The 15853-nt window shown below is 66.2% G+C and carries 17 protein-coding genes and 1 riboswitch; of the genes, 7 read left to right on the top strand and 10 right to left on the bottom strand.

Features of this window, described 5'->3' with window-relative positions:
• Positions 1–113: 113 nt before the first annotated feature.
• The 3 genes from AC07X4_RS13115 (at position 114) to AC07X4_RS13105 (ending at position 1708) form a co-directional block, all read left to right on the top strand.
• On the top strand, positions 114–596 hold the full coding sequence (locus tag AC07X4_RS13115) for a YidB family protein (protein ID WP_395458146.1): 483 nt from the start codon (positions 114–116) through the stop codon (positions 594–596).
• Between the two features lie 216 nt (positions 597–812).
• The gene (locus tag AC07X4_RS13110) at positions 813–1247 is read left to right on the top strand and encodes a DUF2628 domain-containing protein (RefSeq protein WP_288851707.1); all 435 of its coding nucleotides are present in this window, start codon (positions 813–815) and stop codon (positions 1245–1247) included.
• Positions 1248–1321: 74 nt separating this feature from the next.
• Positions 1322–1708 (top strand): hypothetical protein, encoded by a 387-nt coding sequence (locus AC07X4_RS13105; RefSeq protein WP_395457139.1) that lies wholly within the window; start codon positions 1322–1324, stop codon positions 1706–1708.
• 64 nt (positions 1709–1772) lie between these two features.
• Here the strand turns inward: AC07X4_RS13105 and AC07X4_RS13100 are convergent, their stop codons facing one another.
• From AC07X4_RS13100 to AC07X4_RS13075, 6 genes are all read right to left on the bottom strand, one after another.
• The gene (locus tag AC07X4_RS13100) at positions 1773–2645 is read right to left on the bottom strand and encodes an alpha/beta hydrolase (RefSeq protein ID WP_494740299.1); all 873 of its coding nucleotides are present in this window, start codon (positions 2643–2645) and stop codon (positions 1773–1775) included.
• 139 nt (positions 2646–2784) lie between these two features.
• Positions 2785–3312, bottom strand: a complete 528-nt coding sequence (locus AC07X4_RS13095) for a peroxiredoxin family protein (protein WP_494740298.1) — start codon at positions 3310–3312, stop codon at positions 2785–2787.
• Positions 3313–3379: 67 nt separating this feature from the next.
• Positions 3380–4870, bottom strand: a complete 1491-nt coding sequence (locus AC07X4_RS13090; protein ID WP_494740297.1) for a M20 family metallopeptidase — start codon at positions 4868–4870, stop codon at positions 3380–3382.
• Between the two features lie 70 nt (positions 4871–4940).
• Positions 4941–6167, bottom strand: a complete 1227-nt coding sequence (locus AC07X4_RS13085; RefSeq protein WP_494740296.1) for a GGDEF domain-containing protein — start codon at positions 6165–6167, stop codon at positions 4941–4943.
• A 99-nt stretch (positions 6168–6266) separates the two neighbouring features.
• Positions 6267–8330: a methyl-accepting chemotaxis protein gene (locus tag AC07X4_RS13080; protein ID WP_494740295.1), complete on the bottom strand. Its 2064-nt coding sequence runs from the start codon at positions 8328–8330 to the stop codon at positions 6267–6269.
• 136 nt (positions 8331–8466) lie between these two features.
• Positions 8467–9300: a hydroxypyruvate isomerase family protein gene (locus AC07X4_RS13075; RefSeq protein WP_494740294.1), complete on the bottom strand. Its 834-nt coding sequence runs from the start codon at positions 9298–9300 to the stop codon at positions 8467–8469.
• A 170-nt stretch (positions 9301–9470) separates the two neighbouring features.
• Between AC07X4_RS13075 and AC07X4_RS13070 the strand changes: the two genes are divergently transcribed.
• Both AC07X4_RS13070 and AC07X4_RS13065 read left to right on the top strand, forming a co-directional pair.
• The gene (locus tag AC07X4_RS13070) at positions 9471–9941 is read left to right on the top strand and encodes a MerR family transcriptional regulator (protein ID WP_494740293.1); all 471 of its coding nucleotides are present in this window, start codon (positions 9471–9473) and stop codon (positions 9939–9941) included.
• 72 nt (positions 9942–10013) lie between these two features.
• On the top strand, positions 10014–10655 hold the full coding sequence (locus AC07X4_RS13065) for an NAD(P)H-dependent oxidoreductase (protein ID WP_395457152.1): 642 nt from the start codon (positions 10014–10016) through the stop codon (positions 10653–10655).
• Here the strand turns inward: AC07X4_RS13065 and AC07X4_RS13060 are convergent.
• The 4 genes from AC07X4_RS13060 to AC07X4_RS13045 all read right to left on the bottom strand — a co-directional run bounded on the left by AC07X4_RS13060 (position 10633) and on the right by AC07X4_RS13045 (position 14377).
• Entirely contained in the window at positions 10633–11769 is a 1137-nt protein-coding gene (locus AC07X4_RS13060; protein WP_494740292.1) for a glycerophosphodiester phosphodiesterase, read from the bottom strand. The two genes, AC07X4_RS13065 and AC07X4_RS13060, sit on opposite strands and share 23 nt — an antisense overlap.
• Before the next feature lie 83 nt (positions 11770–11852).
• Complete coding sequence (gene metW, locus AC07X4_RS13055; protein WP_055402134.1) at positions 11853–12437, bottom strand: methionine biosynthesis protein MetW; 585 nt, start codon at positions 12435–12437, stop codon at positions 11853–11855.
• Positions 12434–13564 carry a homoserine O-succinyltransferase MetX gene (gene metX, locus AC07X4_RS13050; RefSeq protein WP_108498593.1) on the bottom strand — a complete coding sequence of 377 codons (1131 nt, stop codon included), beginning with the start codon at positions 13562–13564 and terminating at the stop codon, positions 12434–12436. The genes metW and metX overlap by 4 nt, the downstream gene beginning before the upstream one ends.
• Positions 13565–13810: 246 nt before the next feature.
• On the bottom strand, positions 13811–14377 hold the full coding sequence (locus tag AC07X4_RS13045) for a TMEM165/GDT1 family protein (RefSeq protein WP_056056786.1): 567 nt from the start codon (positions 14375–14377) through the stop codon (positions 13811–13813).
• A 9-nt stretch (positions 14378–14386) separates the two neighbouring features.
• A riboswitch (yybP-ykoY riboswitch) is annotated at positions 14387–14580 on the bottom strand.
• A gap of 245 nt (positions 14581–14825) precedes the next feature.
• Here AC07X4_RS13045 and rbp (AC07X4_RS13040) point away from each other — a divergent pair.
• Both rbp (AC07X4_RS13040) and rbp (AC07X4_RS13035) read left to right on the top strand, forming a co-directional pair.
• Positions 14826–15209, top strand: a complete 384-nt coding sequence (rbp, locus tag AC07X4_RS13040; RefSeq protein WP_056056787.1) for an RNA-binding regulator — start codon at positions 14826–14828, stop codon at positions 15207–15209.
• A 271-nt stretch (positions 15210–15480) separates the two neighbouring features.
• On the top strand, positions 15481–15853 hold a 373-nt coding region (gene rbp, locus AC07X4_RS13035; RefSeq protein WP_494740291.1), incomplete at its 3' end, for an RNA-binding regulator.

Genomic DNA, 15853 nt, shown 5'->3' with positions numbered 1-15853 from the left:
GGCATCACCCCGTTCACGATTGTTGACACGAAGGCGCCGCCGAGGTGCGTACCATGGGTGGTTCCGTCCGGGCTGGCGCACTGCCGCCCTTCATTCCTCTACAGGAGAACACCATGGGTTTGCTCGATTCCGTTCTGGGTGCCGTCATCAACAACGCGTCGCAAGGCGGCAGTGGCGCCGCTGCGGCGGGTGGGGCCGGTGGTGGCCTGGGAGGGCTGATCAGCCTGGCCGCACAAAACCCGCAGCTGGTGCAGGCCGTCATGTCCCTCCTCAGCAACGACGGCCCGGTGGGCGGCCTGCCGGGGCTGATGGCCAAGTTCCAGCAGGCCGGGCTGGGCAACGTGATTGCGTCGTGGCTGAGCGCCGGGCCCAACCACGCAATCTCGGGCGAGCAGCTGTCCCAGGTGCTGGGCAGTGGCCCACTGGCGCAGATCGCGTCGCAATTGGGTGTGGGCCCCAGCGCTGCGGCGGGGCAACTGGCGCAGGTGTTGCCGGGCCTGGTCGACCACCTGAGCCCCCAGGGACAGGCGCCCCATGGCGGGTTTGGCAATGCCAACGATCTGCTGGGGATGCTGGGCGGATTGCTTCAAAAGTGATAGCTGCTAGCACTTGAATTGAAAGCGCCATCAGCCATTTTCATCACCACCCCGCGCCCTCGGTGGGGCCAGCGCGTTACCGCTGCAAACAACTCAGAGGACTGCTCACAAAAATTCCCACGGGTGTGCCCCTAGCATCGCGGGCGCCGTGCAAGGCGGGCCCATCGGCAAGCACTGCGGCGCACACAACAACACACGACCGAGGGAATTTTCAGCATGAACGAAGGCACTCCATTTGCAACGCCCCAAGCGGCATCCGCCGCAGCCAGTGGCACCCCCACGGCGGTGCCCACCGACTTGCCCAAAGTCTGGCAAAAACGATTTGCGCTGATAGAGCGGGCGGGGGGACTCAAGCTCACCAAGCTCAAGGACCTGAGCTTCTTTGAGCGCACGGCGTGTACCTTCAACCTGCTGGCGGGCCTGTTCGGCCCGTTTTATTACGTCGCCAAGGGCATGTGGAAAAAGGGCTTGGCGTACTGGGGGCTGGGCATTGCGGGCATCCTGCTGCTGGAAACGCTGGTGACGGTGGCGGGCTTTGGGCACCTGCTGAGCCGGGTGCACTACACCGGCGCATGGGTCGCCCTGTTTGCCATGATGGCCAACCGCGACTACTACAAGAAGGTCATGCTGGGCGACAACGGCTGGCTGTGACACCCGGCCCCCAACCCACAACCCCCAGCCGCGCCGCACAACACTGCATTCGCTGGGCCTGGGGGGCTGCCCTGGTGACGTTTGCACTCACCGCAGCCAACACGACCGGTGCCGCACTGGGTTCCAACGGGGTGACGTTCACCCCGTGGATGTGGCTGGACGTAGGTATCTGCGGGGTGCTGGCGTGGGGCATCTACCGCCGCAGCCGCATCGCCGCCGTGCTCATGTTCGTTTACTTCACCGCCGCCAAGGTGCTGTGGGTGTGGAATGACCTGGAGATGCGGGACGAACCCGGCTGGAGTGATTTTCTGGACAGCCTGGACACCTGTACCAGCGGCGGCCTGCTGATGGCCGCGGTGCTGCTGGTGGTGTACGCGCTGGGCGTCTATGGCACTGTCGTCCACCACAGGCGGTTGCGCCGGTCCGTACTACCGGCGCTATCTCCATCATTTCAAAAATGATAGCTACTAACGCATGATGCACTAGCGCTTGAAGGCCTTTTTATCCAAAAAACGGCCCGTACGCCTAGGCCACCACGGGACAGCGCCGCACCAGCCACTGCCGCAGCAGGTCGAACACCGGCTCCGCCAGCTCGGGGCTTTCGTTGAACAGCTCGTGGAACAGGGGTTCAAAGCAGTGCGACTGCACCACGGCTTGGGGTGCAGCGGCCGCAAACGCACGGCTGCCTGCGGGGTTGACCAGCTCGTCGCTGCCCGCCCACATCAGCAGCGTGGGCACACTCCAGTGCGCAGCGCGGGCGACGGTGGCGGGGCCACCCTCGGCAATGAAGCGGGCCAGGCGGGCACTGATGCGGTCGTGGCACAGCGGATCGGCCAGGTAGGCCGCCACCACGGCGCTGTCATGCGAAAGGTACTGCGCGTCCAGCCCGTTGCCCAGGCGCAGGTTGGGCGCAAGGCGCGGCAAGGTGGCCAGCAGCAGCTTTTGCACGGCGCCCAGGCCGGCATCAAGTGCGGGGGAGGACAACACCAGCGCATCCACCGGGCGCAGGTGCAGGGACACAAACCGCGAGGCCACCAAGCCGCCCATGCTGTGGCCCAGCAGCACCAGGGGTTGCCCTGCCAGCATCCGGGCGCGGGTGGCGTCCACCAGGTCCGCCAGGTCGTCCAGCAGGCGCATGTCCGACGTGAGCCCGCCACGCGGCCCGGCCGATTCGCCATGGCCGTATTGGTCATAGCCCCGCACCGCAAACCCCCAGTCGTTGAGGCGGCGGGCCAGCGCGTCATAGCGGCCCACATGCTCGCCCAGGCCGTGCACCAGCAGCACCGTCCCCCGGCAGGGCTCGCCCTGCGGCAGGGGCCAGTCCTGCACAGCCAGGTTCTCGCCATCGCTCGCGGTGAAGGTGGTCAGGGTCGAAGGAAGCAGTTCGTCAGAAGTCATGGAAAGCAGGGCATTCGAGACGCGATGGGACAGCATACCCGGCGCACCCAAATACCCGATGCACTAAATGGTCAGGCTTGTACTGCCGGCAAGACCCAGAGAGCGTGACCCCTGATCGGGCGAAGCTGCTCCGGGGTTTTCAAGCCAGAGATACCCAGAGGTCATCCCAGTCGGTGGGCAGGAAATTGCCCTCGCGCCGCAGCACTTGCTGGTGCTTGCGGTTGAGCACGAAGTGCGTGGGACGCCGAGAAATGGCGCCAAAACTGTCCTTGTGCCCCTCAGCGTTTCGCCAGGCAATGGGAAAACGCTGCTCGGCGGGCACTGATACCTTGAGCAGCTCGATGTACTGCATGAAGTCAGCAGCCTTCTCATCCATGTTCACGCCCAGCAGCACAAAGTCGCGTTGGCGATTGGCGGTGTAAAACTCGCGCATGAGGCGCAACTCGTTGGTGCACAGAGCGCAGCCAGCGGTGAAAAAGCTCACCAGACACACCTTGCCCGCATAGTCCGTCAGCATGACCGGTTTGCCTTCGCTGTTGGTACCGGTCAGCGTGTGAAGAGGGCCCGGTGTGCTGCTGCCAGCCGGGGTCTGGGCCGTACCGGACGCCGGCGCGAGAGTGGCAAGGGCAGCTGCAGAGCAGGCGTGGAGAAATACGCGTTTGTCCATGGTGTGACCCGGTGATGGAAGGCGTGAGGAAGAGCACCCAGGGCGCCTGGTGTGGCGCCCTCTGGAGTCAGGGGGCCGTGGCCGCAGCGGCTGCCTGCTGGGCCATGGCCGCCACCACATGTGCCACGGAGGCGGTGAGGCGCTTGGCATAGGGCACATGCAAAAACTCGTTGGGGCCATGCGCGTTGCTCTTGGGGCCCAACACGCCACAGACCATCATCTGCGCGGTGGGAAAACCTTCGCTGAGCATGTTCATGAGCGGAATGGTGCCGCCCTGGCCAATGTAGCCGCAGGGCGCGCCAAAGTGCGCCTGCGAAGCCTCGTTGAGCGCCTGCTCGAACCAGGGTGTGGTGGCCGGGGCATTCCAGCCCGTGGCACCGCCGCCGCTCTGGAAGGTGACCTTGGCCTGGTAGGGCGCGTTGTCTTCCAGCAGCGCTTTCAGGTCCTGCACGGCTTGCGCGGCGTCCACCAGCGGGGGCAGGCGCAGGCTGAGCTTGAAGGCGGTGTAGGGCCGCAGCACATTGCCCGCGTCCTGCAGCGCCGGGAAGCCCTCGGCACCGGTCACGCTGAGCGTGGGCTCCCAGGTGCGCTTGAGCAGGGCCTGCACCGGGTCGGTGGTGGTGGGCAGGGCAAACGTGGTGGAGCCGCCGCAGTCGTAGTGCGCCCAGGGGAAGCGGCGGTACACCTCTTCGCCCAGGATGGCCGCCGTGGCGCGGGCCTGGGCCAGCCGGTCGGCGGGCACTTCGCAATGGAAGCTCTGGGGCAGCAGGCGGCCGGTGGCGCTGTCTTCCAGCCGGTCGAGCACCTGCCGCATGATGCGGAACGACGAGGGCACCAGGCCCGAAGCGTCGCCCGAGTGGATGCCCTCGGTCAGGATCTCGACCTTGAGCGTGCCGCTGGCCATGCCGCGCAGGCTGGTGGTGAGCCACAGCTGGTCGTAGTTGCCGGCGCCCGAGTCCAGGCACACGACCAGCGCCACGTTGCCCATGCGGGGCTTCAATGCATCGATGTAGGGCAGCAGGTCGCGCGAGCCGCTTTCCTCGCAGGTTTCAATGAGGCCCACGATGCGTGGGTGCGGCACGTTCTGGCGCTTGAGTTCCTGCACCGCAGCGATGCTGGCGTACACCGCATATCCGTCGTCGGCGCCGCCCCGGCCGTAGAGCTTGCCGTCTTCGTACTTGGGCGTCCAGGGACCCAGGTCGCTGCGCCAGCCGGAGAACTCGGGCTGCTTGTCCAGGTGGCCGTACATGAGCACGGTGTCGGTGGCGCCGGGCTGGGTGGCGGCGATCTCGAAGAACAGCACCGGGGTGCGGCCTTCCAGGCGCACGATTTCGAGCGTCAGGCCCTCGACCTTTTGCGACTCCACCCAGGCGGCGGCGTTGCGCACCACGGTGTCGAGCAGGCCCAGCTCGGCCCAGTCAGCAGCGAACGTGGGGGACTTGGCGGGGATGGCGATGTAGTCGGTGAGCTGGCGAACAATGTCGCTGTCCCAGGCCTGGCTGACACGCTGCAGGGCAAGCTCAGGCTGAAGGACTTGGGAGGGCACGCGGGCGTTCATGGTGGGACTCCTGAAGGCAGAAGGTGATCAATCCGCCATTCCAACACAACCCCCCGCCGGGCGCCATCGATCAATACAGAGACTCGGGCAGGGTCTCGGGATTGGCCTGGGCCGCCAGCTGGGCGCTGGGGCGGCGCAAGCCCGTGGCCACCTCGACGCGGTTGCGGCCGTTGTTCTTGGCCTGGTACAGCGCGCGGTCGGCGGCAGCAATCAGCATGTCCCAGCTGTCACCCGACTCCAGCCGCCCGCCAAACACGCCAATGCTCACCGTGACCGCAATGCCGGGGCCGGGTACGCCATCGGCGGGGCAGCGGGATTCCTCGACCGCCTTGCACAGCTCGCGCGCCAGTTGCTCGGCCCCCGTGAGGCCGGTGTCTGGCAGCAGCACCATGAACTCCTCGCCCCCGTAGCGGCCCACCAAGTCCTGCGCACGCACGCGCTGGCGCAGCACATTGACCACGCTGCACAACACGCGGTCCCCCGCCGGATGGCCGTACTGGTCGTTCACGTCCTTGAAGTGGTCGATGTCCACCATCATCAGCGCCATGGGCTCGCGCATGCGCTGGGCACGGGCCACGTCGCGGTCCAGCGCGGCGATCAGCGAGCGGCGGTTGGCCACACCGGTGAGCGGGTCCAGCGCGGCCAGCACGCGGTTGTTTTCGTCGGCCCGGTCGCGCGACATGAACACAAAACCCACCGAGCTGACGAGCACCACCGAGAAGGTGGCCAGAAAGGTCAGCGTTTGCAGCGCACTGCTTTGCAGGATGTTGGTGGCCTCGGAATGGGTGCTGATGGCCACCAGCGCGCGCCCCCCCAGTACCACGGCCTCCAGCAGCAGGCCCGCCACCAGCAGCCACTGCCCGCGCCCCACGGTGGCGTGCCGGTGCGACAGCGCCGCCAGCAGCGCCCACACGGCCTGCAGCCCGATGACCAGGCCCACAAAACTCACCCGCGCTGGAAAGTTGTCGATGAACACCGAGACAAAAACCAGCACCAGCAGCGGTGGTGCCAGCAGCAGGGGCCAGCGCACGGGGCGCCCCTGGAACTGATAGACCGCTGCGATCATGCCCACGAACACACTGGACAACATCAGGTTGCCGACCACGATGGACAACACATCGGGAATCAGGCCGCGCAGCATGATCAGCAAGTGGCCGATGGCGTTGACCAGCAGGGCCGCCGCCCAGCGACCCAGGCCGTCGCGTCGCCGACCCCAGCCCACCACGGCCATGGAGGCCGCCATCATGAGGGAGCTGGCAATGATCATTGCCAGCATGGTGGGGACGTGGGCGGCCATGGATGCAGGTGGGCGGGGGAGTGAAAGGAATCAGACCAGCATAAACCAAGGGCCACAGACCGCAAACCGCCGGATGACCACCCCCACCGTTCGTGCGCCCTATTGCAGCTGGGCGGGCGCCCGAGCTCCGCTGCCGGGCGCGTGCTGTCCCTCGCCGTCGCCGGTCTGCGCCATGGGCGCAGCCAGGGCCTCGCGCGCCGAGTAACCCAGGCCACCGTGGGTCGCCGTGCCGTCGCCCCGCGAGAGTTTGAACACCTGTACCGCCCCGGCCAGCCGCGTGGCCTGCTCGCGCAGGCTTTGCGCAGCGGCGGCAGATTGCTCCACCAGCGCGGCGTTCTGCTGCGTCATCTGGTCGAGCTGGTTGACGGCGGTGTTGACCTGGCCGATGCCGTCGGACTGTTCGGTCGATGCGGCCGTGATCTCGCCAATGATGTCGCCCACCCGTTTGACCGAACCCACGATCTCGTCCATGGTGCTGCCCGCGTTCTGCACCAGGCGCGCGCCCGATTCCACCCGCTCTACGGACGCACCAATCAGCGCCTTGATCTCGCGCGCCGCCTCGGCGCTGCGCCCGGCCAGGTTGCGCACTTCGCTGGCCACCACGGCAAAACCCCGGCCCTGCTCACCCGCGCGGGCGGCTTCTACCGCAGCGTTGAGCGCGAGGATGTTGGTCTGGAACGCGATCGAATCAATCACGCCGATGATGTCGGCGATCTTGCGCGAGCTCTGGTTGATGTCGCCCATGGTGGTGACCACCTCGCCCACCACCTGGCCGCCCCGCGCGGCCACCTCGGCCGCGGTGCTGGCCAGCTGGTTGGCCTGGCGGGCGGCGTCGGCCGACTGGCGCACGGTGGAGGTCAGGTGCTCCATGCTTTGTGCGGTCTGCGCTAGGCTGCTGGCCGTGGCCTCGGTGCGGGCCGACAGGTCCTGGTTGCCGCTGGCAATCTCGGCGCTGGCGGTGGTGATGCTGTCCACGGCATTGCGCACCTGTTGCAGCATTTGCGTATAGCGCTGGCGCATGCCCTCCACCTCCTGCACCAGCGCGCCGATCTCGTCGCGCCGCGTGGTGTGAAAGGCCTCGGTCAGGTCGCCCTGCGCGACCAGCGTGATGGCCTGGGTCAGGTCCTGCAGCGGGCGGCTCACGCCCCGGCGCAGCATGACGAACAGGCCGATGGCCAGCAGCACCACGGCCACGGCCATCAAGCCCCACACGGCCAGCGTGACGCGCCGCTGGCTGGCCATGGCCTCGCCGTCGGCCACTTCGGCCACCACCCACCAGCCGCCACCGGTCTTGCGCACCAGCGCCCAGGGGTTCTCGGCGCCGGTGCCCAGCACGTCTGCGGCCTCGCGCACAAAGCCGTCCTGCGATGCAGCCAGCGCTTCAAAGAAGGGGCGCGCTTGCGGGTAGGCCTCCAGCACGCGCTTGCCGCGCGCCGTGGGGTGGTACACGAACACGGCCTGGTCCAGCGAGGTGCCAGGGTTGATCACATAGGTGCCGCCGTGTTCGAAGAACTTCGTCTGCGCCACCTGCTTTTGCAGCATGGCGTGGAACACGCTGATGTCGTTGCCGATGAACAGCAGCGCAATGACCTTGCCCGAGGCGTCCTTGGCGGGCAGGTAGTGGCCCATGAAGGGCTTGCCGTTCACCACCGTGACGCCGGTAAAGGGCTCGCCCTTGGACACCGTGGCGTAGGCCGGGTCGGTGCGGCCAAGCGGCGTGCCCATCTGGCGCTCGCCCTTGTCGTTCTTGACCGAGGTGGTGATGCGGATGAAATCGTCGCCCTTCTTGGCGAACACGGTGGCAATGCCGCCCGTCTCGCTGGCGAATTTGTCGACCGAGCCGTAGTCCTCGTTGACCAGCGCGCCGTAGCTGCGCAGTTCGCCCGAGGCTTCGTCGAGCTGCATGGCGGCCTCGAAGTAGCGCTGAAAGCCCTTCATGGTCAGCTGCACCAGCTCGCGGTTGGTGTTGTCGGCCGCGTCCAGCGACTGCGCCACGCTCTGTGCCGTGTCGCCCACGCTGGCCACCACCTGGGCGCGGGTGCTGCGCTCGGTCAGCACAGCAATCGCCAGCCCCACCAGCACCAGCACCAAGGCCACCAGCGCAATGGCGGTCAACGTGACCTGGCGCGCGACGGATCGGTTGTTGGCAAGGGATGCGGGCATGCGGGGTATCTCCTGGAATGGAATGCGAAAAGCCGGCTGGGCCGGTCTGCATTCACTCTAAGCGCAGCACCTTGTTACATTTATTCACGCATTCCCTTACGCATTCGCGCGTATTGGTGCCGACCGCCGAAACGATCTATGCGGGGTGAGGGGCGCGGCTGCGCAGGGCCCAGTCCCGCCAGCCGAGCCCCTGTGACGTGCCCGCGGCCGGGGTGTATTCGCACCCCACCCAGCCCGTGTAGCCCAGGGCGTCGATGGTGTCGAGCAAGAACGGGTAGTGCAGCTCGCCTCGGTCGGGCTCATTGCGTGCGGGCACGCCCGCCACCTGGATATGGGCCACGCGGCCCGTGGGCAGGTAGCGCTGCAGCTTGCCGTGCAGGTCCCCCTCCACCAGCTGGCAGTGGTACAGGTCCATCAGCACCTTCAGGTGGGGCACCTGGGCCGCGTCGAGCAGCTCGTGCGCATGGTCCTGCCGGTTCAGGAAATAACGCGGCACGTCGCGCAGGTTGGTGGGCTCGATGAGGATGTCACACCCTGCACGCGCGGCCTGCTCTGCCGCCCAGCGCAGGTTGCCCACGCACAGGGCCTTGAGCGATTCGCGCTCCACCCCCGGCGGCACGGTGCCGCACAGCAGGTTGATGAACGGGCAGCACAGTTGCTCGGCATACCGCAGGGCCTCCAGCACTCCGGCGCGAAACTCTGCCTCCCGCCCCGGCTGCGCGGCGAGGCCCCGTGCGCCCTGGTCCCAGGCGTGGGCCATGTCGGTGGGCGCGAACCCGCCCGCCGGGGCGTTGAACAGCACCAGCTGCAGGCCGTTGTCCTGCAGCCGGGCAGCGATCTCGCGGGGATCGAAAGCGTAGGGGAAGTGCAGTTCCACCGCCCGGAACCCGTCGTGCGCCGCAGCCGCAAAACGGTCGAGCAAGGGCAGCTCGGTGTACATCAGGCTCAGGTGGGCGGCAAACTGGGGCATGGGGGGCAGTGCGAAGAGGCAACTTCAAAGCGCCGCAGCTTATCGTGTAGCCAACGAGCCCATTGCCCGCCCAGAGCGCCGTGGAGCCTGAATTTGTGCCAAATTCGCTTCTAGCGCTAGTTTCATATGCCTTTACAGCTATACATTTTATAGCAATCTCAGGATCACCCATGCGCATCGGAGAACTCGCTCAACGCACCGGCACCACGCCCAAGGCCATTCGGCTGTATGAGTCACGGGGCCTGCTAGGCACGGTGGCGCGTGCGGGCAGCTACCGCCACTATGGCGAGGCCGATGTGGCCCGCGTGTTGCTGATTCGCAGGGCCCAGGCGCTGGGTTTTCGGCTGTCGGAGCTGGACGGGCTGCCCCACATCGACACCGCCGCTGGCTGGAACCGTGTGGCCCAACTGGTGGCCGGGCGGCGGGCCGCCGTGGCGCAGGAGCTGGCACGCCTGTCAGCGCTGGACGCGCAGCTGGCGCTGTTGGAAGCCGAGCTGCACACCTGCGACACGCTGGCCGTGCCCGTGGCACCCGAAGCCTGCGCTGGACCCTCCACACTGGCGGTGGCACCTCCAGCGCACAACCCCGCGCAATTTGGTGCAGCGACCACAGCGGGCGCTGCGAGATCCACCGCGACTTGACCTGACCGCTTGACTCTGCCCCGTGGGGCAAGGTGACCATGGCGCCATCAACAACACCGAGATGGAGCGTCTGTGGCAGAGCAACACAACATTCTGGTCATCCTGGGCCACCCCGCCGCCGGGAGCCTGTGCGCGGGCATGGCACGTGCCTATGCCGAGGGCGCCCGGCACGCCGGGGCGCAGGTGCGCTTTCTGGACGTGGGTCAGCTGACCTTCAACCCCCTGTTCCAGGGCTACGGCGCTGCCCAGCCGCTGGAACCCGACCTGCTGGCCGCGCAGACCGACATCAGCTGGGCGCACCACCTGGTGTGGGTGTACCCCATCTGGTGGGGCGCCATGCCCGCGCTGCTCAAGGGTTTTATCGACCGCGTGCTGCTGCCCGGCTATGCCTTCAAGTACCGCAAAGGCTCATCGCTGTGGGACAAGCTGCTGACCGGCCGATCGGCCGAGCTGCTGGTGACCATGGACTCGCCGCCCTGGTACTTCCGCTGGGTCACGCGCATGCCGGGGCACCACCAGATGAAGAAGGCCATCCTGGAGTTCTGCGGCATCCGGCCCGTGCAGGTGCACAGCTTTGGCCCCGTGCGCAGCGCCAGCGCTGACCGGCTGGCGCTGTGGGTGGAGAAGGCGCGGCAACTGGGGTTGCGCCAGGGGGCGCGTTCCGCACCGGGCAAGCCGCGCCCGGCACCTGTTACTTCGTCGCCTTCGCCGTGAAGGCCTGCACTGCAGCACGGCCCACCGCCGAGTCGTCGGTGAAGAAGCCGTCGATGCCCGCGCGCAGGTAGGCCGTGATCTCGGCCACGCTGTCGCCGCGCACGGTGCCATCAGTGATCGGCGCCTTCTTCAGACCGGCGGGCAGGAAAGCGTTTTCGGGACGCAGCGTCCAGATATGCACTGCCAGCCCGGCGGCATGGGCCTGCGCGACCAGCGGCGTGGGCTCGCCGGGCGCACCGTCCTTCACCGGCACCACCAGCGTCTTGAATGGCCCAATGGCGTTGGCGTAAGTGGCTACCTGCTTCAGGCCCTCGGGCGTGATCAGGTCGGCATAAGCGCGCGTGTTGGCCGCGCCCTGGGCCACAAAGTCATATGGCCGGCCCGAAGGAGCGACCAGCTGCACCAGGCGCACGCTGCTGAGCTTGCGGATCGCCTGCAGGTTGCTAACCTCGAACGACTGCACGAACACGGGCGCGTCCTTGTGGTTCCAGCCGTTCTTCTCCAGCACGGCCAGCAGCGGCGCCTCCAGCGGCAGGCCGATGGACTGGAAGTAGGTGGGGTGTTTGGTCTCGGGGTAGATGCCGATGGTGCGACCGGTCTTGGCCGTCGCCGCCTTGGCCAGGTCGATCACCTCCTGCAAAGTGGGCACCTCGAACTGACCGTTATAGGCCACGTTGGCCGGGCGCTGCGCAGGGATGCGCTCGCGGGCGCGCAGGGTTTTGAGCTCGGCCAGCGTGAAGTCTTCGGAGAACCAGCCGGTGATGGCCTGGCCGTCAATGGTCTTGGTGGTTTTGCGGCCCGCAAACTCGGGGCGGTCCACCACGTCGGTGGTGGCTTCCTTCACAGAGCCATCGGCGCCCAGGATGGCGATGGCGTTCTCGTGCCGGGCCACCAGCACGCCGTCCTTGGTGATGACCAGGTCGGGCTCGATGATGTCGGCGCCGTCGTCAATGGCCTTCTGGTACGCGGCCAACGTGTGCTCGGGCCGCAGCGCCGAGGCGCCCCGGTGGGCAATGACGGTGGGGGTGGGCGGCCAGGCCTGGGCCACGGCGCCCAGCGCCCAGGTGGTCAACAGCGCGGCAGCGGTCACTGCGCGCAGTGCAATGCGTTTCATGCGGGTCTCCTACAAACGGAGCCCGCACCTTAGCCGATGCGGTTGACAGCGGCGTGTCGCCGGGGCGTACACCCCGGTAAGCGCTACGCGTGTTCGAAGTGGAAGACGGCCGTGCCCGCGCGCGCATTGGGCAGCCAGCGCACTTCCTGTCCATCCTGCAGGCCGAAGGCATCCAGGATGCGCAGGCTGTTCTTGGTGGCCAGCACTTCGAAGTCCTTGTAGGTGCCCACGCGGATGTTGGGCGTGTCGTACCACTGGTAAGGCAAGCGCCGCGTCACGGGCATGCGTCCGCGCAGGATGGACAGGCGGTTGGGCCAGTGCGCAAAGTTGGGAAACGCCACCACACCCGTGCGGCCCACGCGCGCGGTCTCGCGCAGCATGGTTTCAGCATTGCGCAGGTGCTGCAGCGTGTCGATCTGCAGCACCACGTCAAAGCTGTTGTCGTCGAACATGGCCAGCCCCTCGTCGAGGTTGAGCTGGATCACATCGACGCCGCGCTGCACGCAGGCCAGCACGTTGGCGTCGTCGATCTCCACACCATAGCCGCTGCAGCCGCGCTCGCGCTGCAGGTAGTCAAGCATGGCGCCGTTGCCACAGCCCAGGTCGAGCACGCGCGAGCCGGGGGGCACCAGGCGCGCCAGGGCTTGCATCGCCGCTTTTTCGGTCATGGTTGCAACTCCTTGGCAATGCTATCGAAGTATGAGCGCATGACGCCCATGTAGCGGGCGTCATCGAGCAAAAAGGCATCGTGCCCGTGGGGCGCGTCGATCTCGGCGTAGCTCACGCTGCGGCGGTTGTCGAGCAGGGCCTTCACGATCTCGCGGCTGCGCTTGGGCGAAAAGCGCCAGTCGGTGGTGAAACTCACCAGCAGGAACCTGGCCTGCGCCCGGGCCAGGGCCCGCGTGAGGTTACCGGCATGGGTGCGCGCGGGGTCGAAGTAGTCCAGCGCCCGGGTGATGAGCAGGTAGGTGTTGGCGTCGAAGTAGTCGCTGAACTTGTCGCCCTGGTAGCGCAGGTAGCTTTCGATCTGGAACTCGATGTCCTGCGTGCTGTATTTCAGGTCGATGCCTTCACGCAGCTGACGCCCGAACTTCTCGTTCATCACGTCGTCGCTGAGGTACGTGATGTGGCCGATCATGCGGGCAATGCGCAGGCCACGCTTGGGGATCACGCCGTGGCGGTAAAAGTGGCCGCCGTGGAAGTCCGGGTCGGTCACGATGGCGCGGCGGGCGACTTCGTTGAAGGCGATGTTCTCGGCCGTGAGGTTGGGTGCGCTGGCCACCACCACCGCGTGGCGCATGCGCTCGGGGTACTGCAGCGTCCAGCTGAGGGCCTGCATGCCGCCCAGGCTGCCACCCAGCACAGCCGCCAGTTGCTGGATGCCCAGGCGGTCCAGCAACCGCGCCTGGGCGTTGACCCAGTCTTCCACTGTGACCACGGGGAAGTCCGCGCCATAAACCTCGCCGGTGTCCGGGTGGTGGTGCATGGGCCCGGTGGAGCCAAAACACGAGCCCAGGTTGTTCACGCCGATGACGAAGAAGCGGTCGGTGTCCACGGGCTTGCCGGGGCCGATCATGTTGTCCCACCAGCCCTCGCTCTTGTCCTGACCGGCGTACACGCCCGCCACATGGTGCGAGGCGTTGAGGGCGTGGCACACAAGCACGGCGTTCGAGCGGTCGGCATTGAGCGTGCCGTAGGTCTCAAAGGCCAGGTGGTAGTCGCGGATGGACGCGCCGCTTTGCAGCGGCAGCGCATCCGGGAAATGCATGGACTGGGGTGTGGCGATGAACGACATAGTTGGAACTGGTAAGCCCTCACGTTCCACCGCTTGCACACGCCGCAAGCCCCTTGAGGAGCCGCTGTCACCGAGGGCAAAACCTCGGCAAAAAAATACCCGGCGTCGCTAAAAACGAGGCCGGGCAGGTGTGTCGGACGGGTCTTTAGCAGAATTTATAAAGCGCCCGCAAGCTGTGGCAAATCGGCGCGTGCGGTAAATATACCAAAGCAGCGCCGCGTCGCCCAGCCCGTCGCACCGATCAGGTCAGCCTGCGGACGAAAAAATCGCCAGCAGCCCCAACACCAGAAAGATGGCGGCAGACACCAGATGCACCGCGCGGATGGGCACCTTGCGCGTGATGCGCTCGCCCAGCCAGACCACGGGCGCATTGGCCAGCATCATGCCCAACGTGGTGCCCGCCACCACCCAGAGGTAAGCGTTGTATTTGGCAGCCAGCATGACCGTGGCGATCTGGGTCTTGTCGCCCATCTCGGCCAGGAAGAATGCGACCACGGTGGTGCCAAACACACCCCAGCGTGGCGATCCGTCGGCTTCGCCTTCGTCCAGCTTGTCGGGGATCAGCATCCAGACCGCCATGGCGATGAACGAGGCGCCCAAAATCCAGCGCAGCACCTGGGGGCCCAGGAACGTGGTCACCCAGGCACCGACAGCGCCGGCCAGGCCGTGGTTGACCAGCGTGGCCACCAGGATACCCAGCACAATGGGCCAGGGTTTGCGAAAGCGTGCCGCCAGCACCAGAGCGAGCAGCTGCGTCTTGTCGCCCATCTCGGCGAGCGCGACGATGGCGGTGGAAATGAAGAAGGCTTCCATGGGGGAGGGGGTCCTATCCGGCCGGATGGGTGGAAAACGCATTGACTGCACCCCGACTCCGGCCACGTGGATCGGTTTGCAGTCAATGGTCTCGCCCAGCTCAAAAAGCCGCATACGCCATAGGTCTCAAAGAACCCAAGTGTGTTGACGCATGCCCCCGGCGCATTGCGCGGCCGGGCGGGCTACTCCCCAAAGACCCCCAGATTTTACCTTATGGTTTGCCCTGAAATTCCCCGAAAAACCACGCTGCCCCGGTGTTTTGAGCCCATCTGCCCAGAAATAAAACCCCACGGGCCCCATAAAGTGATTAATAATGGATTCGCTTTTCTGCTTGCAGAAGGGCAGTTAGCTTAGCGGTGAATGGTCAGTTTCGCGTCTTTGAAGTCGTCACAGGTTTGTTGATTGCGTCGGGCTCCATCGCGTTTTTGTGTTTTTTCAGGAGTCCTTCATGGGCAACAAACTTTACGTGGGCAACCTGCCCTACTCTTTCCGCGACGAAGATCTGCAGCAGACCTTCAGCCAGTACGGCTCGGTTGGCAGCGCCAAGGTCATGATGGAACGTGACACCGGCCGCTCCAAGGGTTTCGGCTTTGTCGAAATGGGCAGCGATGCTGAAGCCCAAGCCGCCATCCAAGGCGTGCATGGTCAAAACTTCGGTGGCCGTGACCTCGTGGTCAACGAAGCCCGCCCCATGGAGCCCCGCGCTCCCCGTAGCGGTGGCTTCGGTGGCGGCAATGGCGGCGGCGGCGGTTACGGCGGTGGCCGTAGCGGTGGCGGCGGCTACGGCGGTGGCGGCGGTGGTGGTTACGGCGGTGGCCGTAGCAGCTACTAAAAAGTCCTTATCGGCAGTCCTCAGGGCCTGCCGACGGCAAAAAAAGGAGCCTTTGGGCTCCTTTTTGCGTTCGGGCGCGGCACGGACACCACAGCGCGCAAAGCCCCTTGCTTTTTCCCCAAAAGTGTGGCGCATAATGGTCTGGCGGGTTTGGCCCGCATTTCAAGTTTGCGGTGATCCGTCAGTTTCGCGCTGAGAGCGTCATTGAGATTAGCTGGCTGCGTTTTGGGGACTCCATCGCTTTATCCATGTGTTTTTGAGGAGTCCCTCGATGGGCAACAAACTGTACGTCGGCAACCTGCCTTACTCGGTGCGCGACGGTGATCTGGAACAGGCCTTTGGCCAGTTCGGTGCCGTGACCAGCGCCAAGGTCATGATGGAGCGCGACACGGGTCGCTCCAAAGGCTTTGGCTTTGTGGAGATGGGCAGCGACGCAGAAGCCCAGGCCGCCATCAACGGCATGAACGGCCAGCCCCTCGGCGGTCGCAGCATTGTGGTGAACGAAGCGCGCCCCATGGAACCACGCCCACCCCGTAGCGGTGGTTTCGGCGGCGGCGGTGGTGGTGGTGGCGGCTACGGCGGCGGCCGCAGCGGTGGTGGCGGATATGGCGGCGGCCGTGAAGGCGGCGGTGGCTATGGTGGTG

This window comes from Acidovorax sp. GW460-11-11-14-LB4, from assembly GCF_059423685.1.
Note: the sequence above shows the minus strand (reverse complement) of the source record. Positions and strands in the feature narration are given on the sequence as shown.

What these genes read in the sequence shown, in the direction of transcription:
- AC07X4_RS13115 (WP_395458146.1), top strand. Translation starts at nt 114, where the DNA reads ATGGGTTTGCTCGATTCCGTTCTGGGTGCCGTCATCAACAACGCGTCG.
- AC07X4_RS13110 (WP_288851707.1), top strand. Translation starts at nt 813, where the DNA reads ATGAACGAAGGCACTCCATTTGCAACGCCCCAAGCGGCATCCGCCGCA.
- AC07X4_RS13100 (WP_494740299.1), bottom strand. Translation starts at nt 2,645, where the DNA reads ATGACTTCTGACGAACTGCTTCCTTCGACCCTGACCACCTTCACCGCG.
- AC07X4_RS13095 (WP_494740298.1), bottom strand. Translation starts at nt 3,312, where the DNA reads ATGGACAAACGCGTATTTCTCCACGCCTGCTCTGCAGCTGCCCTTGCC.
- AC07X4_RS13090 (WP_494740297.1), bottom strand. Translation starts at nt 4,870, where the DNA reads ATGAACGCCCGCGTGCCCTCCCAAGTCCTTCAGCCTGAGCTTGCCCTG.
- AC07X4_RS13085 (WP_494740296.1), bottom strand. Translation starts at nt 6,167, where the DNA reads ATGGCCGCCCACGTCCCCACCATGCTGGCAATGATCATTGCCAGCTCC.
- AC07X4_RS13080 (WP_494740295.1), bottom strand. Translation starts at nt 8,330, where the DNA reads ATGCCCGCATCCCTTGCCAACAACCGATCCGTCGCGCGCCAGGTCACG.
- AC07X4_RS13075 (WP_494740294.1), bottom strand. Translation starts at nt 9,300, where the DNA reads ATGCCCCAGTTTGCCGCCCACCTGAGCCTGATGTACACCGAGCTGCCC.
- AC07X4_RS13070 (WP_494740293.1), top strand. Translation starts at nt 9,471, where the DNA reads ATGCGCATCGGAGAACTCGCTCAACGCACCGGCACCACGCCCAAGGCC.
- AC07X4_RS13060 (WP_494740292.1), bottom strand. Translation starts at nt 11,769, where the DNA reads ATGAAACGCATTGCACTGCGCGCAGTGACCGCTGCCGCGCTGTTGACC.
- metW (WP_055402134.1), bottom strand. Translation starts at nt 12,437, where the DNA reads ATGACCGAAAAAGCGGCGATGCAAGCCCTGGCGCGCCTGGTGCCCCCC.
- metX (WP_108498593.1), bottom strand. Translation starts at nt 13,564, where the DNA reads ATGTCGTTCATCGCCACACCCCAGTCCATGCATTTCCCGGATGCGCTG.
- AC07X4_RS13045 (WP_056056786.1), bottom strand. Translation starts at nt 14,377, where the DNA reads ATGGAAGCCTTCTTCATTTCCACCGCCATCGTCGCGCTCGCCGAGATG.
- rbp (WP_056056787.1), top strand. Translation starts at nt 14,826, where the DNA reads ATGGGCAACAAACTTTACGTGGGCAACCTGCCCTACTCTTTCCGCGAC.